The sequence below is a fragment of the Nonomuraea fuscirosea genome, assembly GCF_035917475.1.
GTDB lineage: Bacteria > Actinomycetota > Actinomycetes > Streptosporangiales > Streptosporangiaceae > Nonomuraea > Nonomuraea fuscirosea.
In genome coordinates, this window is record NZ_CP109074.1 from 2,679,446 (window position 1) to 2,699,360 (window position 19,915).

The window sequence follows — 19,915 nt, forward strand, 5'->3', positions numbered from 1 at the left end:
CCATAACCAACGGCGTGACCAACTGTGAGCGCTAACAGTTCATCGTGAAAGGCAGGCTTCATGCCGGATGTCCCGGATGTCCCGGATGTCATCGCGTACGGCGGTGACTGGAACCCGGAGCAGTGGCCCGAGGAGACGTGGGAGCAGGACGTCGCGCTGATGCGCGAGGCCGGCGTCAACCGGGTCAGCGTCGGGATCTTCTCCTGGTCGCTGATCGAGCCCGCCGAGGGCGTGTTCGACTTCGGCTGGTTCGACCGGGTGATGGACCTGCTGGCCGGGAACGGCATCCGGGCCAACCTGGCGACCCCCACCGCCTCGCCGCCGCCCTGGTTCGCCGACGCCTACCCCGAGGCACTCCCGGTGGACGCCGACGGCCGGCGGCTGCACCACGGCAGCCGGCAGGGCTTCTGCCCCAGCTCGCCGATCTACCGCGAGAAGGCGCTGCGCATCGCCGAGCAGGTGGCCACGCGCTACCGCGGCCATCCGGCGCTGGCGCTGTGGCACGTGCACAACGAGTACGGCTGCCACAACGCCCGCTGCTACTGCGACACCTCGGCGGCGGCCTTCCGCGCCTGGCTGCGCTCCCGCTACGCCACGCTCGACGCGCTCAACGACGCCTGGGGCACCGCGTTCTGGTCGCAGCGCTACCACGACTGGGCGCAGATCCTGCCGCCCCGCGCCACCCCCAGCTTCACCAACCCGGGCCAGCAGCTCGACTTCCGCCGGTTCAGCTCCGACGCCCTGGTCGAGCTGTACGTGGCCGAGCGCGACCTGCTCAGGGAGCTGACCCCCGGCGTGCCCGCGACCACCAACCTGATGGCCGGCGCGCACTGGGACATGGACGCCTGGGCCTTCGCCGCCGAGGTGGACGTGGTCTCGACCGACCACTATCTCGTGGGCGCCCGCCCCGAGCCGCACGTCGACCTGGCCTTCGCCGCCGACTACGCCCGCTCGCTCAACGGCGGCCGGCCCTGGCTGCTCATGGAGCACTCCACCAGCGCGGTCAACTGGCAGCCGCGCAACCTCGCCAAGGCCCCCGGCGAGCTGCGCCGCAACTCGCTGTCCCACCTGGCCAGGGGCGCGGACGGGATCATGTTCTTCCAGTGGCGGCAGTCGCGGGCGGGCGCCGAGAAGTGGCACTCGGCGATGCTGCCGCACGCGGGCACCGGCACCAAGGTCTGGCGCGAGGTGGTGGCGCTGGGCGCGGAGCTGGCCGCGCTGTCCGAGGTGGCGGGCAGCACGGTCACGGCCGACGCCGCCCTCCTGCTCGATCACTCCAGTGTGTGGGCTCAGGACCACCCGGCCCAGCCGACCGCCGACCTCGACCCGGTGGAGGAGGCCAAGCGCTGGCATGCCGCGCTCTGGCGGGCCGGCGTCACCTGCGACGTGGCCCATCCCGAGGGGGACCTGTCCGGTTACCGCCTGCTCCTGGTGCCCCAGCTCTACCTGGTGAGCGACGCGGGGGCGGCCAACGTGGAGGAGTTCGCCCGGCGAGGCGGGATCGTGCTCGTGGGCCCGTACAGCGGGATCGTGGACGAGCACGACCGGGTGCGGCTGGGCGGCTACCCGGGCGCCTGGCGGGACCTGCTCGGCGTCAGCACCGAGGAGTTCTTCCCGCTGGACGCGCCGATCCGGCTGGCCTCGGGCGCGACCGGGACCGTGTGGAGCGAGGCCGCGCGGGCCACCACCGCGAAGGTGCTCGACACGTACATGTCCGGCGAGCCGGCCTGGACCCGCAACGAGTTCGGCGACGGCGCGGCGCACTACCTGACCACACTGCTCGACGACGCCGCGCTCGCCGAGGTGCTGGCCACGGTCTGCCGCGAGGCGGAGGTGGCGCCGCCCGCCGTGAGCGGGCCCGGCGTCGAGGTCGTGCGGCGCTCCCACGCCGACGGGCGCTCGTTCCTGTTCGCGATCAACCACACGGACCGGGACGCCACGGTGACGACCGGGGCGGGCGACGCGGTCACCGTCCCGGCCGGGGACGTCCTGGTCATCCCCCAGGTCACCCGCCCTTGACGTGGCGCCGCCGTATGGCGCGGCGGCGCATTGACAGCGGGCAGCAGGAATCATAGTTTCCTGCACGAAGGATTAAAACGTTTTGAAGGGATTGTCAGTGCAACGCGTCTGCTTCCTGCTGAAAGTCCGCCCGGAGCGGCTGGCGGAGTACCGCGAACGCCACCGCGACGTCTGGCCGGAGATGCGAGAGGCGCTGTCGCGCACCGGCTGGCACAACTACTCGCTCTTCCTCAGGGACGACGGCCTCCTCGTCGGCTACCTGGAGACCGACGACTTCGAGGCGGCCCAGAAGGCGATGGCCGAGACCGAGGTCAACGCCCGGTGGCAGGCCGAGATGGCGCCGTTCTTCGAGGGCCTCGACGGCCGCCCCGACGAGGGCATGACACCGCTGACCGAAGTGTTCCACCTGGATTGATCGGGGAGCTATGACTGACATCAAGGCCACGCTGCTGGCCCAGCACATCGAGACGCCGTCCTGGGCCTACGGCAACAGCGGCACCCGGTTCAAGGTGTTCGCGCAGAAGGGCGTGCCACGCGACCCGTACGAGAAGCTGGCCGACGCCGCCCAGGTGCACGCCTACACCGGCATCGCCCCCACGGTCGCCCTGCACATCCCGTGGGACAAGGTCGACGACTACGCCGACCTGGCCCGCCACGCCCGCGAGCTGGGCGTGGGCATCGGCGCGATCAACTCCAACGTCTTCCAGGACGACGACTACATGCTCGGCAGCGTCACCCACCCCTCGGGGCGGGTCCGGCGCAAGGCGACCGACCACCTGCTCGAGTGCGTCGACATCATGGACGCCACCGGCTCCGACACCCTCAAGCTGTGGTTCTCCGACGGCATCAACTACCCGGGCCAGGACGACATCAGGGCCCGCCAGGACCGCCTGGCCGAGTCGCTGGCCGAGGTCTACGACCGCCTCGGCGAGGGCCAGCGCTTCCTGCTGGAGTACAAGCTGTTCGAGCCGGCCTTCTACGCCACCGACGTGCCCGACTGGGGCACCGCCTACGCCCACTGCGTCAAGCTGGGCCCCAAGGCGCAGGTCGTGGTCGACACCGGCCACCACGCGCCGGGCGTCAACATCGAGTTCATCGTGGCGTTCCTGCTGCGTGAGGGCAAGCTCGGCGGGTTCGACTTCAACTCCCGCTTCTACGCCGACGACGACCTCATGGTGGGCGCGGCGGACCCGTTCCAGCTGTTCCGCATCATGTACGAGGTCGTGCGCGGCGGCGGCCTGGACGCCGGGACGGGCGTGGCGTTCATGCTGGACCAGTGCCACAACATCGAGCCCAAGATCCCGGGCCAGATCCGCTCGGTCATGAACGTGCAGGAGGCCACCGCCAAGGCGCTGCTGGTGGACCGGGACGCGCTGGCCGCCGCGCAGGCGGAGGGCGACGTGCTGGGCGCGAACGCCGTGTTCATGGACGCCTACAACACCGACGTGCGGCCGCTGCTCGCCGAGCTGCGCGAGGAGCGGGGCCTCGCGCCCGACCCGATGGCCGCCTACGCCAAGTCCGGATACTTCGAGAAGATCGCCGCCGAGCGCGTCGGCGGCCAGCAGGCCGGCTGGGGGGCCTAGCACCACGATGGACAAGCTGACTTCTGACGACACCGTGCGCGAACTGCTGGAACGCTCTCATCGCCTGGGAGCCGACCCGCGCAACACGAACTTCGCGGGCGGCAACACCTCGGCCAAGGGCGCCGCGCCCGACCCCGTCACCGGCGAGGAGACGGAGCTGCTCTGGGTCAAGGGCTCGGGCGGCGACCTCGGCACGCTGAAGGAGCAGGGCCTGGCCGTGCTCCGCCTCGACCGGCTGCGCGCGCTCAAGGGCGTCTACCCGGGCGTGGAGCGCGAGGACGAGATGGTCGCGGCCTTCGACTACTGCCTGCACGGCAAAGGCGGCGCCGCGCCGTCGATCGACACCGCCATGCACGCCCTGGTCGACGCCGGCCACGTGGACCACCTGCACCCCGACGCCGGCATCGCCATCGCGACCGCCGCCGACGGCGAGGAGCTGACCGGGCGCGTCTTCGGCGACCGGGTCGTGTGGGTGCCGTGGCGCCGGCCTGGCTTCCAGCTCGGCCTGGACATCGCCGCCATCAAGGAGGCGAACCCGCAGGCGATCGGCTGCGTTCTGGGCGGCCACGGCATCACCGCGTGGGGGGCGACCTCGCAGGAGTGCGAGTCGCGCTCGCTGGAGATCATCCGCACGGCGGAGGCGTACCTGGCCGAGCACGGCCGCCCCGACCCGTTCGGCGCGGTCGTCCACGACACCCTGCCGGAGGCCGAGCGGCACGAGCGGGCCGCCGCGCTGTTCCCGATCGTGCGCGGCCTGGCCTCCACCGACGTGCGCGTGGTCGGCCACTACACCGACTCGGCCGAGGTGCTGGACTTCGTCGCGCGCGCCGAGCACCCGAGGCTGGCGGCGCTGGGCACCTCCTGCCCCGACCACTTCCTGCGCACCAAGGTCGCGCCGATGGTGCTCGACCTGCCGCCGGACGCCCCGCTGGAGCGGGTGGCCGAGCGGCTGCGCGAGCTGCACGCCGCCTACCGCGCCGGCTACACGGCCTACTACGAGCGGCACGCGGGACCGGACTCGCCGCCGATGCGCGGCGCGGACCCGGCGATCGTGCTGGTGCCCGGCGTCGGCATGTTCTCCTTCGGCAAGGACAAGCAGACCGCGCGCGTGGCCGGCGAGTTCTACGTCAACGCCGTCAACGTCATGCGCGGCGCGGAGTCCGTCTCCTCCTACGCCCCCATCCCCGAGTCGGAGAAGTTCCGCATCGAGTACTGGGAGCTGGAGGAGGCCAAGCTCCGCCGCATGCCCAGGCCCAAGCCGCTGGCCACCCGGGTGGCGCTGGTGACGGGCGGCGGGTCGGGCATCGGCGCGGCCACCGCCCGCCGGCTGGCCGCCGAGGGCGCGTGCGTGATCGTGGCCGATCGCGACCTGGGCGCGGCGGAGAAGGTGGCCGCCGAGATCGGCGCGTCCGCGTACCGGGCGGCCGACGTGGCCGTGGCGGTCGGCGTGGACGTCACGTCGGAGGAGCAGATCGCCGCGGCGGTGCGCGCGGGCGTGCTCGCCTTCGGCGGCGTCGACCTGGTCGTCAACAACGCCGGCCTGTCGCTGTCGCGGGCGCTGCTGGAGACCACGGCGGCCGACTGGGACCTGCAGCACGACGTCATGGCGCGCGGCTCGTTCCTGGTCTCGCGCGAGACGGCCAAGGTCATGATCGACCAGGCGATGGGCGGCGACATCGTCTACATCTCCTCCAAGAACGCCGTCTTCGCCGGCCCGAACAACGTCGCCTACGGCGCCGCCAAGGCCGACCAGGCCCACCAGGTACGGCTCCTCGCGGCCGAGCTGGGCGCCCACGGCATCCGGGTCAACGGCGTCAACCCCGACGGCGTCGTCCGCGGCTCCGGCATCTTCGCCTCCGGCTGGGGCGCGAACCGGGCCGCCGTGTACGGGGTGGAGGAGGAGAAGCTGGGCGAGTTCTACGCGCAGCGGACGCTGCTCAAGCGTGAGGTCCTGCCCGAGCACGTCGCCAACGCCGTCTTCGCTCTCACCGGCAGCGATCTGACCCACACCACCGGGCTGCACGTCCCGGTCGACGCGGGCGTGGCCGCCGCCTTCCTGCGCTGATCCCTGACGGCGTACCGCCGGCCCCGGCCGCCGTGACCGCTCCCGGTCACGGCGGCCATCGGCGTTCCCGCACCTGCCCGCACAGGACCTCAGTTCAAGGCTGTTCGCGGCATTCCGCACACGATCGCACAGGATCGCACAGGATGGTGCTGTGCTCCGGAGCACTTTTACGTGTAGCGGACGGTGAAATCGGACATGAACCCGGTCATGGCCTCCGACCCCACGGCGCTGTCCTGGAGCTCACTCGCAGGTGACAAGTCTCACGATGCGGGCATCACGCCCCTCCCGGCTTGCATGTTCATTTCCTAGAGTGCATCATCTTCACAAGCAAAGTTATGAGTGATGATGCATAACCATGCAGGAGGGCTTGAATGAGGGCAGCCATCGCGGGAGCCAGCGGCTACGCGGGAGGGGAGCTGCTCCGCCTGCTGCTCACCCACCCCGAGATCGAGATCGGCGCGCTCACCGCCGCCTCCAGCGCGGGCAGCCTCCTGGGCGCCGCGCAACCCCACCTGCCACAACTGGCCGACCGCGTCCTCGAGGACACCACCGCCGACACGCTCGCCGGGCACGACGTCGTCTTCCTGGCCCTGCCGCACGGCCACTCCGCCGCCGTCGCCGCCCAGCTGGGCGAGGAGACCATCGTGGTCGACTGCGGCGCCGACCACCGGCTCGCCGACCCGGCCGCCTGGCAGGAGTTCTACGGCGGCGAGCACGCCGGCACCTGGCCCTATGGCCTGCCCGAGCTGCCCCGCCAGCGCGACATCCTCAGGTCGGCCAAGCGCATCGCCGTCCCCGGCTGCTACCCGACCTCCGTCCTGCTCGCCCTGACGCCCGCGTTCGCCGCCGGGCTCGCCGGCCCCGACGTGGTCGTGGTGGCCGCCAGCGGCACCAGCGGCGCCGGCCGCGCGCTCAAGCCCAACCTGCTCGGCAGCGAGGTCATGGGCTCGGTCAGCGCCTACTCCGTGGGCGGCGTGCACCGCCACACCCCCGAGATGGAGCAGGGCCTGTCGTCCGTCGCGGGCACGCCCGTCCGGGTGTCGTTCACCCCGACGCTGGCCCCCATGAGCCGGGGCATCCTGGCCACCTGCTCCGCCCCGGCCGCGCCCGGCCTCACCAAGGAGGCGCTGCGTTCGGCGTACGAGATCGCGCTCAAGGGCGAGCCCTTCGTCCGGCTGCTGCCCGAGGGCGCCTGGCCCGCCACCTCCATGACCTACGGCGCCAACACCGCCGCCCTGCAGGTGACGCTCGACGAGCGCGCGGGCCGCGTGGTCGCCGTCATCGCCATCGACAACCTCACCAAGGGCACGGCCGGGGGCGCGATCCAGAGCGTGAACCTCGCCCTCGGCCTGCCGGAAGAGCTCGGCCTCCCCCTGACAGGAGTTGCTCCGTGAGAGAGCGCAGCGAAGGAACCATCGAGCGAGCGTGCCCGACACTTGCGCGGCCGGCGAAGGAGGACGCATGAGTGTCACCGCCCCCTTGGGCTTCAGAGCAGCGGGCGTGGCCGCGGGGATCAAGTCGGGCGACGCCCGTGACCTGGCCCTCGTCGTCAACGACGGCCCCAGCCGCGCCGCCGCGGGCGTCTTCACCGCCAACCGGGTCAAGGCCGCCCCCGTGCTGTGGTCGCAGCAGGTCCTGGCGGGCGGCCGGCTGCGCGCGGTGGTGCTCAACTCGGGCGGCGCCAACGCCTGCACCGGCCCCGAGGGCTTCCAGGACACCCACGCCACCGCCGAGAAGGCGGCCGAGGCGCTGGCGGACTCCGCGGGCGAGATCGCCGTCTGCTCGACCGGGCTCATCGGCGAGCGGCTGCCCATGGACGCGCTGCTGTCCGGCGTCGAGAACGCCGCCGGCCAGCTCTCCCGCGACGGCGGCCTGGCCGCCGCCGACGCGATCCGCACCACCGACACCGTCTCCAAGATCTCCTTCCGGCGCGGCAGCGGCTACATGGTCGGCGGCATGGCCAAGGGCGCGGGCATGCTCGCCCCCGCCCTGGCCACCATGCTCTGCGTGATCACCACCGACGCCGAGCTGACCAGCGAGGAGCTCGACGCCGTCCTGCGCGAGGCCACCTCCCAGACGTTCGACCGGCTCGACACCGACGGGTGCATGTCCACCAACGACACCGTGCTGCTGCTGGCCAGCGGCGCCTCCGGCGTGCGGCCCGACCTGGCCGAGTTCGGGGAGAAGGTGCACGAGGTCTGCGCCGACCTGGCCAGGCAGCTCCTGGTGGACGCCGAGGGCGCCTCCAAGGCCATCGCCATCGAGGTGGTCGGCGCCGCCTCCGAGCCCGACGCGGTCAAGGTCGGCCGCTCGGTCGCCCGGTCCAACCTGCTCAAGTGCGCCATCCACGGCGAGGACCCCAACTGGGGCCGCGTCCTGGCCGCCGTCGGCACCACCGACGCCGAGTTCGAGCCCGACCGGCTCAACGTCGCCATCAACGGCATCTGGATCTGCCGGGGCGGCGCCGTCGGCGACGACCGTTCCAAGGTGGACATGCGTCCCCGCGACGTGACGATCACCATCGACCTGTCGGCGGGCACGCACACCGCGACCGTGCACACCACCGACCTGACGGCCGACTACGTCCACGAGAACTCGGCGTACTCCTCATGAGGCTCACCACCGCCCAGGCCAAGGCCGAGTCGCTGATCGAGGCGCTGCCCTGGCTCACCCGCTTCCACGGCGCCACCATCGTGATCAAATACGGCGGCAACGCCATGATCGACGACGCGCTCAAGGAGGGCTTCGCCGAGGACGTCGTCTTCCTGCACCACGCCGGCCTGCGCCCGGTCGTCGTGCACGGCGGCGGCCCCCAGATCAGCACCGCCCTCGACCAGCTCGGCATCGAGTCCACGTTCACCGCCGGGCTGCGCGTCACCACGCCCGAGGCCATGCAGGTCGTCCGCATGGTCCTCACCGGCCAGGTCAACCGCGACATCGTCGGCCTGGTCAACCGGCACGGCCCGTTCGCCGTCGGCATGTCGGGGGAGGACGCCCACCTGTTCACCGCCGTGCGCAAGCACGCCCTCGTGGACGGCGAGCCGGTCGACATCGGCCAGGTCGGCGAGATCATCAAGGTCGAGCCGGGCGCGGTGAGCGCCCTGCTCGACAACGGCCGCATCCCGGTCATCTCCAGCGTGGCCAGGGGCGACGACGGCGAGATCTACAACGTCAACGCCGACACCGCCGCCGCCGCGCTGGCCGTGGCGCTCCAGGCGCACAAGCTGATCGTGCTGACCGACGTCGAGGGCCTGTACGCCAACTGGCCCGACGACACCGACGTGATCGACCTGCTCACCGCCGACGAACTCGCGACGCTGATGCCCAAGCTGTCCAGCGGCATGGTGCCCAAGATGGAGGCCTGCCTGACGGCCGTGCAGGGCGGGGTTCCCCAGGCCCACGTGCTCGACGGGCGGGTCTCCCACTCGCTGCTGCTGGAGATCTTCACCAATGAAGGAATCGGAACGATGGTGGTGCCCTCATGAACCTGTTCACGAGATTCGAAAACGCGTTCATGCCTAATTACGGCGTCCCCCCGATCGCGCTGGCGCGCGGAGAGGGCACCCGCGTCTGGGACGCCGAAGGCAGGCAGTACCTCGACTTCATCGCCGGCATCGCGACCAGCTCGCTCGGCCACGCCCACCCCGCCCTCGTCGAGGCCGTCTCCGCGCAGGTCGCCACGATCGCGCACACGAGCAACCTGTTCCTGCACGAACCCGAGGTGCTGCTCGCCGAGAGGCTCCTCGACCTGCTGAACGCCCCCGCCCGCGTCTTCTTCGCCAACTCCGGCACCGAGGCCAACGAGGCCGCGTACAAACTCGCGCTCAAGTACGGCCGGCGCGAGGGCCGCTCCTACTTCGTGGCCGCCGAGAACGGCTTCCACGGCCGCACCATCGGCGCCCTGTCCCTGACCGGCAAGCGGGCCATCCGCGACCAGTTCGGCCCGTTCCCGGTCGAGGTCCGCTTCGTCCCGTACGGCGACGCCGACGCGCTCAAGGAGGCCGTCACCGGCGACTGCATCGCGGTCTTCCTGGAGCCCACCCAGGGCGAGGCCGGCGTCGTCCCGCCGCCCGAGGGCTACTTCGAGGCCGCCCGCGAGATCTGCGACTCCACCGGCGCCCTGCTGGTCGCCGACGAGATCCAGTCGGCCATCGGCCGCACCGGGCACTGGTTCGCCCACCAGGCGGACGGCGTCACCCCCGACATCCTCACCCTGGCCAAGGGCCTCGGCGGCGGGCTGCCCATCGGCGCGTGCGTCGGCTTCGGCGACGCCGGCAAGCTGTTCGAGAAGGGCGACCACGGCTCCACCTTCGGCGGCAACCCCGTCTCGTGCGCCGCCGCGCTCGCCGTCCTCGACACCATCGACCTCGACCACGTGAAGTCGGTCGCCGCGCGGCTGCGCACCGGCCTGGAGTCCGTCCGCCACCCGCTGCTCAAGAGCGTGCGCGGCCGCGGCCTGTGGCTGGCCGCCGTGCTGTCCGACGACCGCTCGGCCCAGGTCCAGCAGGCCGCCGCCGGAGCCGGATTCCTGGTCAACGCGCTGCAACCCGACGCCGTGCGCATCGCCCCGCCGCTCATCGTGACGGCGGAGGAAGTCGACGCGCTGGTGTCGGCGCTGCCCGCCATCCTGACGGAGGCGGCCGCATGAGCCCCAGGCACTTCCTGCGCGACGACGACCTCAGCCCCGCCGAGCAGGCCGAGGTCCTCGACCTCGCCGCCGCCATGAAGAAGGACCGCTTCGGCTACCGCCCCTTCGAAGGGCCGCAGACCGTCGCCGTCCTGTTCGACAAGCCATCGGCCAGGACCCGCGTCTCCTTCCACACCGGCATCGGCGAGCTGGGCGGCCTGCCGCTGGTCGTCGACAACGTCTCGGTGCTCATGGGCCGCGGCGAACCGGCCTCCGACCTGGCCAGGGTGCTCGACCGGCAGGTCGCCGCCATCGTCTGGCGCACCACCGGCCAGGCGCTGATCGAGGAGATGGCCGCGCACTCCGCGGTGCCGGTCGTGAACGCGCTCACCGACGACTTCCACCCCTGCCAGATCCTCGCCGACCTGCAGACCGTCCGTGAGCGGCTGGGCCGCACCGCCGGGGTCACGCTCACCTACGTGGGCGACGGCGCCAACAACATGGCCCATTCCTACCTGCTCGGCGGCGCCACCGCCGGGATGCACGTACGGATCGCCGCCCCCGCCGGCTACCAGCCCGACGCCGTCCTGCTCGACCAGGCCGCGGCCATCGCCGCCCGGACCGGCGGCTCCGTGCTCGCGCTGTCCGACCCGGTGGCCGCCGTCCAGGGCGCCCACGTGATCGCCACCGACACCTGGGTTTCGATGGGCCAGGACGGCAAGGAGGAACGGGTGAACGTCCTCATGCCGTACCAGGTGAACGCCGAGCTGGTCGAGCACGCCGCACCCGACGCCGTCGTGCTGCACTGCCTGCCGGCCTACCGCGGCTACGAGATCACCGACGAGGTGCTCGAAGGCCCGCGCAGCGTCGTGTGGGACCAGGCGGAGAACCGCCTGCACGCCCAGAAGGCGCTGCTCCACTGGCTGGTGTCGCACCGATGACCATCCCGATGACCAAGGCCGCCCGGCAGGCGAAGATCACCGACCTGCTGGAGCGCAAGGCCGTGCGATCCCAGCCCGAGCTGGCCAAACTCCTCGCCGAGAGCGGCGTCGAGGTCACCCAGGCCACGCTCTCGCGCGACCTCGACGAACTCGGCGCGCTCAAGCTGCGCGCCGACGACGGCTCCCTCGTCTACGCGCTGCCCGGCGAGGGCGGCGGCCGGATCCCGCTCGCCCGGCTGGGCAGCGGCGAGAGCCCCGACGCCCGCCTGCACCGCATCGCGGAGGAACTGCTCGTCGGAGCCGAGGCGTCGGCCAACCTGGTCATGGTACGCACCCCGCCGGGCGCGGCCCAGTTCCTCGCCTCCGCCATCGACCACGCCGACTGGGAGTCCATCCTCGGCACGGTGGCCGGCGACGACACGATCCTCGTCATCAGCCGCGACCCGCAGGGCGGGCAGGCCGTCGCGGAGGCACTGCTGAGGGTCGCCGACCGGCGCACCTGACAGACTTCCAGGGAGACTGACATGCCCGACAGAGTGGTGCTCGCCTATTCCGGCGGGCTCGACACCTCGGTCGCCATCCCGTACCTCGCCGAGAAGATGGACGCCGAGGTCATCGCCGTCGCCGTGGACCTCGGCCAGGGCGGCGAGAACATGGAGACCATCCAGAAGCGGGCCATCGACTGCGGCGCCGCGGAATCGGTCGTCGTGGACGCCAAGGAGGAGTTCGCCGCAGACTTCTGCGTGCCGGCCCTGCTGGCCAACGCCCTCTACATGGACCGTTACCCGCTGGTCTCCTCCCTCTCGCGCCCGCTCATCGTCAAACACCTGGTGACGGCGGCCAGGCAGTTCGGCGGCACCGTCGTCTCCCACGGCTGCACCGGCAAGGGCAACGACCAGGTCCGCTTCGAGGCCGGCTTGGCCGCCCTCGCCCCCGACCTCCAGGTCATCGCCCCCGCCAGGGACTTCGCCTGGACACGTGACAAGGCCATCGAGTACGCCGAGGCCAAGGGCCTGCCCATCGAGACGTCGAAGAAGAACCCGTTCTCCATCGACCAGAACCTCTGGGGCCGCGCCGTCGAGACCGGTTTCCTCGAAGACATCTGGAACGGCCCCACCGAGGAGGTCTACTCCTACACCTCCGACCCGGCGCGGCCGCGCGACCCCGACGAGGTCGTGATCAGCTTCGCCCGCGGCGTGCCCGTCGCCCTGGACGGGCGGCCGCTGACCCCGTACGCGGTGATCGACGAGCTCAACCGGCGCGCCGGCGCCCACGGCGTGGGCCGGATCGACATGGTCGAGGACCGCCTGGTCGGCATCAAGTCGCGCGAGGTCTACGAGGCGCCCGGCGCCATCGCGCTCATCACCGCGCACATGGAGCTGGAGAGCGTCACCGTCGAGCGCGACCTGGCCCGCTTCAAGCGCGGCGTCGACCAGCGCTGGAGCGAACTCGTCTACGACGGCCTGTGGTTCTCGCCGCTCAAGGACGCGCTCGACGCCCTCATCGCCGACGCCCAGAAGCACGTCAACGGCGAGATCAGGATGACCCTGCACGGCGGGCGGGCCACCGTGACGGGGCGGCGCTCCGACGACTCCCTGTACGACTTCTCGCTCGCCACGTACGACACCGGCGACACCTTCGACCAGTCCCTGGCCAAAGGCTTCGTCCAGCTGTTCTCCCTCCCCGCTAAGATCGCGGCGGCCCGGGACACGAGAAAGGACTGACTTGCACTATGGTCGCGGGGGAAACGGAGGAGATGACGGTGAGTGATGGCAAGCCGATGCGGCTGTGGGGCGGACGCTTCGAGAGCGGCCCGTCCGACGCGCTGGCCCGGCTGTCGGTGAGCGTGCACTTCGACTGGCGGCTGGTGCCGTACGACCTGGCGGCGTCCAGGGCGCACGCCCGCGTGCTGCACAAGGCGGAGCTGCTGAGCGACGAGGAGCTCGATCGCATGATCGGCGCGCTCGACGACCTGGAGCGCGCGTGCAAGGCGGGGGAGTTCCGCCCGACGGTCGCCGACGAGGACGTGCACACCGCGCTGGAGCGCGGCCTGCTGGAGCGGCTCGGCTCGCTCGGCGGCAAGCTCCGCGCCGGCCGCTCGCGCAACGACCAGATCGCCACCGATCTGCGGCTCTACCTGCGCGACCACGCCAGGTCGGTGGTCTCGCGCCTGGTCGAGCTGGAGACGGCGCTGATGGCCCAGGCCGAGCAGCACGCCGAGACGGCCGCGCCCGGCATGACGCACCTGCAGCACGCGCAGCCGGTCTCGTTCGGCCACCAGCTGCTGGCGCACGTGCACGCCTTCGCCCGTGACGTCGACCGGCTCACCGACTGGGACAAGCGCGCCGCGATCTCCCCGCTCGGCTCCGGCGCCCTGGCCGGCTCGTCGCTGCCGCTCGACCCGCAGGCCGTGGCCGAGGAGCTGGGCTTCTCCGCAGCCGCGCCCAACTCGATGGACGCCGTCGCCGACCGCGACTTCGCCGCCGAGTTCCTGTTCGACGCGGCCATGATCGGCGTGCACCTGTCGCGGCTGGGCGAGGAGATCGTCCTGTGGGCCTCGCAGGAGTTCCGCTGGATCGAGATGGACGACGCCTACTCCACCGGCTCGTCGATCATGCCGCAGAAGAAGAACCCCGACGTCGCCGAGCTGGCCCGCGGCAAGTCCGGGCGCCTCATCGGCAACCTCATGGCGCTGCTCACCACGCTCAAGGGCCTGCCGCTCACCTACAACAGGGACCTGCAGGAGGACAAGGAGCCGGTGTTCGACGCGGTCGACACCCTCCTGCTCGTCCTGCCCGCGATGGCCGGCCTGGTCGCCACCATGCGGGTCAACACCGCCCGGATGGAGGCCTCGGCGCCCGACGGGTTCGCCCTCGCCACCGACCTGGCCGAGCTGCTCGTCCGCCGCGGCGTGCCGTTCCGCGAGGCGCACGAGGCCGTCGGCCACCTCGTCGTGTGGTGCCAGGTCAACGACAAGGACCTCGGCGAGCTGACCGACGACGAGCTGGTCAAGGTCTCGCCGCACCTGACCCCCGACGTCCGCGACGTGCTCAGCGTGCCCGGCGCCCTGGCCGCGCGCAAGGCCCACGGCGGCACCGCGCCCGACCGCGTGCGCGACCAGCTCGTCGCGCTGCGGGAGGCCGTCGACGCGCAGGCGGCATGGGCCGCGGGGAGCTGAGCTCCGCCGCACTGCCGCGGAGTTTCTTCGACCGGCCCTCCTGGGAGGTGGCGCCCGACCTGCTCGGGCGCGTGCTCCTGCACGGCAGCGGGGAGAGCGCCGTCGCCGTACGCCTGACCGAGGTCGAGGCGTACGGCGGCCCCGGCGAGGACCCGGCCGCGCACACCTACCGGGGCCGGACGCCGCGCAACGCGGTCATGTTCGGCCCGCCGGGTCACATCTACGTCTACTTCACCTACGGCATGCACTTCTGCGCGAACCTCGTGTGCCTGCCTGAAGGCTTCGGCGCGGCCGTGCTGCTGCGGGCCGGCGAGGTGGTCGAGGGCGTCGCCGAGGCCCGCGCCCGCCGCTCGTCCGGCAAGCCGGTCGCCGATCGCGACCTGGCCCGCGGCCCCGCCCGGCTGGCCGTGGCCCTGGGCCTGCTGCGCGAGCACAACGGCCTCGACGCCGTCCGCGAAGGCTCGCCTTCGGGCCGGCCGCACCAGTCGGCCACCGTGCTGCACGGCCTGCCCGCCGATCCTTCGGCGATCAGGTCAGGGCCGCGCACCGGCGTCTCGACGGCCAAGGACACCCCGTGGCGGTTCTGGATCGAGGGCGACCCGACCGTCTCGCCGTACCGCGCTCACGTACCGCGCCGGCGCAGCGCCGCGGCCACCTCCGTGGGGGAGGTGCCCAGCTCTTGAGGGCTGAAGACGTGCAGGTAGTCGCCGGTGTCGATCTCCAGCATCTCGCTGCGCAGCCCCCACCGCCTGCGTACGTCCACCTTGACGTCCCAGATCGACTCCCACGGCACGTGCCGCCGGCCCGCGAACCCGTGCACCACCGTGATGCCGCTCTCGTCGGCCGCCAGCCGTACCGGGACGATCAGATCGCGCAACCCCATCCCGCCCACCAGGACGGCCGCGGGCACCGCGAGGATCACCCCGCGCACATCCCCGTCCGACCACCAGAAGACGCCGAGCCCGGCACACACCAGAGCCCCTAAGATCTTGAAAACGGCCAGCTCGCGACGGACCCTCCACATGGGTACACAGCGTATCCAAGTAGCGCCCACGCGCACCGATCGGGCAGGCTAAAGGCACCGACAACGACCCAGGGAAGCCAGATCACCGTGACCGACATCCTTGACGACCTCGCGTGGCGAGGCCTGATCGCCCAGTCCACCGACCTCGACGCGCTGCGCGCGTCCATGGCCGAGGCACCGATCACGGTCTATTCCGGTTTCGACCCCACCGCGCCGTCCCTGCACATCGGCCACTTCGTGCCGCTGCTCACGCTGCGTCGCTTCCAGCTGGCCGGGCACAACCCGATCGGCCTCGTCGGCGGCGCCACCGGCCTCATCGGCGACCCGAGCGGCCGCAACACCGAGCGCTCGCTCAACTCCAGCGACATCGTCGCCGAGTGGGTGGACCGCCTGCGCGGCCAGGTCAGCAGATTTCTCGACTTCGACGCCCAGCCCAACCCGGCCCGTCTCGTCAGCAACCTCGACTGGACCGGCGAGCTGAGCGCCATCGACTTCCTGCGCGACATCGGCAAGCACTTCCCGGTCAACCGCATGCTCGCCAGGGAGTCGGTGTCCGCGCGGCTGCAGGGCGAAGGGCTCAGCTACACCGAGTTCAGCTACCAGATCCTGCAGTCCAACGACTACCTGGAGCTGTACCGCCGCTACGGCTGCACCCTGCAGATCGGCGGCAGCGACCAGTGGGGCAACATCACCGCGGGCGCCGACCTCATCCGCCGCGTCGAGGGCGGCCACGTCCACGTGCTGACCCAGCCGCTCATCACCAAGGCCGACGGCACCAAGTTCGGCAAGACCGCCGGCGGCGCCCTCTGGCTCGACCCCGAGATGACCTCCCCGTACGCCTTCTACCAGTACTTCCTCAACACCGACGACCGCGACGTGATCCACTACCTGAAGGTGTTCACGTTCCGGAGCCGCGAGGAGATCGAGACGCTGGAGAAGGCCGTCGCCGAACGCCCCTTCGCCCGCGAGGCCCAGCGCACCCTGGCCGAGGACCTCACCGAGCTGCTGCACGGCCGGGCGGAGCTGGACGCGGTCGTCGCCGCCTCCAAGGCCCTGTTCGGCCAGGGCTCACTGGAGGACCTGCCGGCCGCCACCCTCGGGGCCGCGCTGGCCGAGGTGCCCAGGGCCGTCGTCCCCGAGCTCGGCACCGCCTTCGTGGACCTGCTGGCGGACAGCGGGCTGGTGGAGTCCAAGTCGGCGGCGCGGCGGGCGGTGAAGGAGGGCGGGGCGTACCTCAACAACCGCAAGATCACCGACGAGGCGTACGTGCCCGGCGCCGATGATCTGCTGGGCGGGCGGTACATGGTGCTGCGGCGCGGCAAGAAGTCGATCGGCGGGGTCGAGGTCGGCTGACCGCCCACCACCCCACGGGCCCTCCGGCACTCCGGGGGGCCCGTTGCCGTGCCGCTACGTCGGTGCCGTCATGTTGATGCCGCGACCGTCTGATGACCGGGGCCGCTCGACCCCACGCACCGCCTCGGCCCCGTACCGGCCCTGCGTGTCCCTTACCTGCGTGTCCCTTACCTGCGTATCCCTTAGCTGTGTGCTCCTTGACCGGCGGTTTCTTGATCGCGGGTGAACAAAGCCACCGTCAGTCCGGGCAGATCCACCGAATGCTTGGCCAGGCTCAGCTCGAAGCCGGCCCGCTCCACCTCCCCGACCCGAGGCACCGCATCCCCTTCGAGTCCCGACTGCTTCGTCCCCCGCCACACGACCCAGACCCGCTCCCGGTCCTTCAGCACGGCCGAGACATCGGACCGCTCCGGGTAGCCGAACCCGTCCGGGTCCGGCGCGTCCCCCGTCTGCAGCACGTCCACGGGCATGAGGGAGTCGGCGTAGTAGTCGAACCCGGTCCGCAGCTGGCTCTGCCCGTAGACGATGGCGTCCTCGGGCTCGGCCTTGATCACGCGCAGGGCCCACGGGATGTTCTCGAACCGGCCGTTCTCCTCCCGTACGTCGACGTGGTCGGGGAATGCCAGCGCGCACCCCAGCACCACGACCACCACGCCCGCCACCATGTGGAACCGGGGCAGAGCCGCCACGGCCAGCCCCGCCAGCAGCGCCAGCGCGGGAGCCGTCACGAACAGATAGCGATCCACGTACACCGGCGTGACCGCCCACGAGACCAGGAGCAGCAGCACCGGCGGCAGCACGAGCCACCCCACCAGCACGAACGCCCAGACCTCACCACTCCGACCGCCTCCGGTGGACGACCGGAGGACTGCCCCGCCCTGTAGCGTCCTCCAGGACAGCACCGCCCCTGCCAGCGCCATCACGAACAACACCACTCCGAGGGTGCCAGCCCCCGCCGCCATCTTCGGAAACTTCAACCACACCTCGGGTCCACGCTCGGGGATCCAGCTGATGGCATGCCGCTCCCCGTACCCGATCAAGCCCAGCACCGCGGCCGGCACACATCCCACGGCCATCGCCGCCATCATGCGCACCGCCACGGCCCGCCGCATCAGCAGCACCTGGGCCGGCAGCACGAGCACCGCGAAGAGGTGCGTGGAGCAGACCAGCGCCACCGCCACCCCGTACACCACCCAGCGCCGCATCCCCGGCCGCCCGCCGGCCTCCACGGCCCGGTGCAACGCCCAGAACGAGAACACGACCGCCGCCGCCGCGAACGCGTACGACCTGGCGAAAGCCCCGTAGTAGGACACCGAAGGCAGGATCGCGAACACCCCGGCCGCGATCACCCCTGCGCGCGTACTGTGCAGCCGGCGCCCCAGCTCGACCAGGAACCACGCCGCCACCCCGATCGCCACCGCCGACGGCAACCGCAACCACAACTCCGCCGTCCCCGCCTTCACCCAGAAGTGCATGAACAGGTAGTACGGGAGGAAATGACCATCGATGTGGCGAGCCAGTTCAAACATCCCCGCCAGAGAACGGCCGGCGGCGCTGATGGTGGCCAGCTCGTCCCCGTTCAATGTTGAGGAACCAGTACCCGAGAACGCGGCCACCCCCGCGACCAGCCCCATCCACCAGGGGGTCGACGTGCGGAGCCGGGCGGCTGGACGGACTGGGGGAGCTAGTGTGGCGGCAGTGGTCACCGGGGCAGGATACGCGGCAGTGGTCCCGGTATAGGGCGAAAGTGATCGTCTCCACCCCCTATGACCCGATCACCTAAGCCTCACACTCAAGCAACAACCCCGAAACCGCCCCCAAGACCTCCGATCTCCACCGTCCTTCTCACCGAGCCGCCCGCGAGCACAGCGCCCCCGAAACAACAAAGATCGCCATCTCGGAGCCCGCACTTCTGGCCCGCTTGGAGCATGTGCCTCTAACCCGCCCTGGACCTGCACGTCTGGCCGGTAGCCTTGGTCCGCCTTGGACTTGCACGTCTGGCCGGCAGCTCTGGTCCGCCTTGGACTTACACCTCTGGCCGGTACCTCTGGCCCGCCTTAAGCCCGCATGTCTGCCCGATACCTCCGGCCTGCCTTGAGCCTGCGCCTCTGGCCCGAACCCCAGCCCACACTTCCGGACCCAGCTCGGGACCCCCCAGACCCCGCCAAAGCCCCGCGTTGCCCGGCGCCGCCATCGTCGGCACCGCACCTCCCCACACGGCGCTGACAGAGGCCCCATCGCGGAAGGGCATCGGCAGCACTTGCCATACATGACCCTCAAATGGCGCAACGCCGCCGTCACCTCAAGTCACGGGGCCACCGGTAGCAACCGCCGCCCGAGCACCGAGACGACAAGGCACCCGCCCACAGCGCTCAGAAGCGCCTCCCTCCGACACGGTGCCTGGAAGCGCGCCGCCTGACACAAGACTTGAAAGCGCAGCCCAGAACCCGAATGCTTCACCAACGGCCCCCAGTCCGCCCTCCAGCAACTCGATCCCTCTGCGCCGGCCCTCTGCGCCGGCCCTCTGCGCCGGCCCTCTGCGCCGGCCCTCTGCGCCGGCCCTCTGCGCCGGCCCTCTGCGCCGGCCCTCTGCGCCGGCCCTCTGCGCCGGCGTCTGGGGCGGATGCTTGGGGCGATCGCCCTGCCCTAACCGCCTGATCAATCGCCACGCTCTCCCCGCACGCCTTGTCTGCCGCGCGCTCTGCCCGGCCATGGGCAGACTCCGGTAGCCGCGCCAAGCAAGTCGTTCACGAGGCCCGCCCGCACTCTCGGTGCGGCCGAACGAGCCAATCGGCACCCCGAGCACTATCAGCATTCAACTTTCGGGCACCACCCGCCCCGCCACCGCCTTAGCAGCCCCATCCCCTCGGCAGCTCCACCGTCCGTGCGCTCTACCAGCGTCTTCCTAGCCTTCATGAACCACGCCCGCCCAATCACGCCCGCCCAATGGCGCCACACCCGCTCAGTCCCATGGACTAACCGCCCCCATGGCCCTGGGGCTCACCTGCCCTATAGCACCGCAAGAACCACTGGCACCTTCCCAGCAGCCGAACAGTCAGCCTTGCCGCTCCTACTGCGCTCACCGTTGTTGCTCTGGTTCCCGCCCTCGCTGCCGTACCTACCAC

Annotated in this window: 16 protein-coding genes; 14 read left to right on the forward strand and 2 right to left on the reverse strand. The window is 71.3% G+C overall.

Annotated features, from left to right (window positions below; genetic code table 11):
* The first annotated feature begins 60 nt into the window (after positions 1 to 60).
* The 13 genes from OIE67_RS12080 to OIE67_RS12140 all read left to right on the forward strand — a co-directional run bounded on the left by OIE67_RS12080 (position 61) and on the right by OIE67_RS12140 (position 15,096).
* Positions 61 to 2,019 carry a beta-galactosidase gene (locus tag OIE67_RS12080; protein WP_326639558.1) on the forward strand — a complete coding sequence of 653 codons (1,959 nt, stop codon included), beginning with the start codon at positions 61 to 63 and terminating at the stop codon, positions 2,017 to 2,019.
* 97 nt (positions 2,020 to 2,116) lie between these two features.
* Positions 2,117 to 2,434, forward strand: a complete 318-nt coding sequence (locus OIE67_RS12085) for an L-rhamnose mutarotase (RefSeq protein ID WP_326639560.1) — start codon at positions 2,117 to 2,119, stop codon at positions 2,432 to 2,434.
* Positions 2,435 to 2,444: 10 nt separating this feature from the next.
* Entirely contained in the window at positions 2,445 to 3,602 is a 1,158-nt protein-coding gene (gene rhaI / locus OIE67_RS12090) for an L-rhamnose isomerase (RefSeq protein WP_326639562.1), read from the forward strand.
* 7 nt (positions 3,603 to 3,609) lie between these two features.
* Positions 3,610 to 5,667 carry a bifunctional aldolase/short-chain dehydrogenase gene (locus OIE67_RS12095; protein WP_326639564.1) on the forward strand — a complete coding sequence of 686 codons (2,058 nt, stop codon included), beginning with the start codon at positions 3,610 to 3,612 and terminating at the stop codon, positions 5,665 to 5,667.
* A 371-nt stretch (positions 5,668 to 6,038) separates the two neighbouring features.
* Complete coding sequence (gene argC / locus OIE67_RS12100; protein WP_106247985.1) at positions 6,039 to 7,061, forward strand: N-acetyl-gamma-glutamyl-phosphate reductase; 1,023 nt, start codon at positions 6,039 to 6,041, stop codon at positions 7,059 to 7,061.
* Between the two features lie 67 nt (positions 7,062 to 7,128).
* The gene (argJ, locus tag OIE67_RS12105) at positions 7,129 to 8,280 is read left to right on the forward strand and encodes a bifunctional glutamate N-acetyltransferase/amino-acid acetyltransferase ArgJ (protein ID WP_106247986.1); all 1,152 of its coding nucleotides are present in this window, start codon (positions 7,129 to 7,131) and stop codon (positions 8,278 to 8,280) included.
* Complete coding sequence (gene argB / locus OIE67_RS12110) at positions 8,277 to 9,152, forward strand: acetylglutamate kinase (RefSeq protein WP_326639567.1); 876 nt, start codon at positions 8,277 to 8,279, stop codon at positions 9,150 to 9,152. The genes argJ and argB overlap by 4 nt, the downstream gene beginning before the upstream one ends.
* A complete protein-coding gene (locus OIE67_RS12115) occupies positions 9,149 to 10,315 on the forward strand; it encodes an acetylornithine transaminase (RefSeq protein WP_326639570.1) in 1,167 nt (388 codons plus the stop codon). Before argB ends, OIE67_RS12115 begins: the two co-directional genes overlap by 4 nt.
* Positions 10,312 to 11,235 (forward strand): ornithine carbamoyltransferase, encoded by a 924-nt coding sequence (gene argF / locus OIE67_RS12120; RefSeq protein WP_106247991.1) that lies wholly within the window; start codon positions 10,312 to 10,314, stop codon positions 11,233 to 11,235. Before OIE67_RS12115 ends, argF begins: the two co-directional genes overlap by 4 nt.
* Positions 11,232 to 11,738 (forward strand): arginine repressor, encoded by a 507-nt coding sequence (locus OIE67_RS12125; RefSeq protein ID WP_106247993.1) that lies wholly within the window; start codon positions 11,232 to 11,234, stop codon positions 11,736 to 11,738. Before argF ends, OIE67_RS12125 begins: the two co-directional genes overlap by 4 nt.
* A gap of 21 nt (positions 11,739 to 11,759) precedes the next feature.
* Positions 11,760 to 12,959 carry an argininosuccinate synthase gene (locus OIE67_RS12130; RefSeq protein ID WP_326639574.1) on the forward strand — a complete coding sequence of 400 codons (1,200 nt, stop codon included), beginning with the start codon at positions 11,760 to 11,762 and terminating at the stop codon, positions 12,957 to 12,959.
* 32 nt (positions 12,960 to 12,991) lie between these two features.
* Entirely contained in the window at positions 12,992 to 14,413 is a 1,422-nt protein-coding gene (gene argH / locus OIE67_RS12135; RefSeq protein WP_326639576.1) for an argininosuccinate lyase, read from the forward strand.
* The gene (locus tag OIE67_RS12140; RefSeq protein ID WP_326639578.1) at positions 14,395 to 15,096 is read left to right on the forward strand and encodes a DNA-3-methyladenine glycosylase; all 702 of its coding nucleotides are present in this window, start codon (positions 14,395 to 14,397) and stop codon (positions 15,094 to 15,096) included. The genes argH and OIE67_RS12140 overlap by 19 nt, the downstream gene beginning before the upstream one ends.
* Here OIE67_RS12140 and OIE67_RS12145 read toward each other — a convergent pair.
* Positions 15,036 to 15,437: a PH domain-containing protein gene (locus OIE67_RS12145; RefSeq protein ID WP_326639580.1), complete on the reverse strand. Its 402-nt coding sequence runs from the start codon at positions 15,435 to 15,437 to the stop codon at positions 15,036 to 15,038. The genes OIE67_RS12140 and OIE67_RS12145 overlap by 61 nt on opposite strands.
* 87 nt (positions 15,438 to 15,524) lie before the next feature.
* Here OIE67_RS12145 and tyrS point away from each other — a divergent pair, with 87 nt between their 5' ends.
* A complete protein-coding gene (gene tyrS / locus OIE67_RS12150; protein WP_326639582.1) occupies positions 15,525 to 16,790 on the forward strand; it encodes a tyrosine--tRNA ligase in 1,266 nt (421 codons plus the stop codon).
* Between the two features lie 182 nt (positions 16,791 to 16,972).
* On the opposite strand, the gene OIE67_RS12155 is transcribed toward tyrS, so the two are convergent.
* Positions 16,973 to 18,319, reverse strand: a complete 1,347-nt coding sequence (locus OIE67_RS12155; RefSeq protein WP_326639584.1) for a glycosyltransferase family 39 protein — start codon at positions 18,317 to 18,319, stop codon at positions 16,973 to 16,975.
* Between the last annotated feature and the right edge of the window lie 1,596 nt (positions 18,320 to 19,915).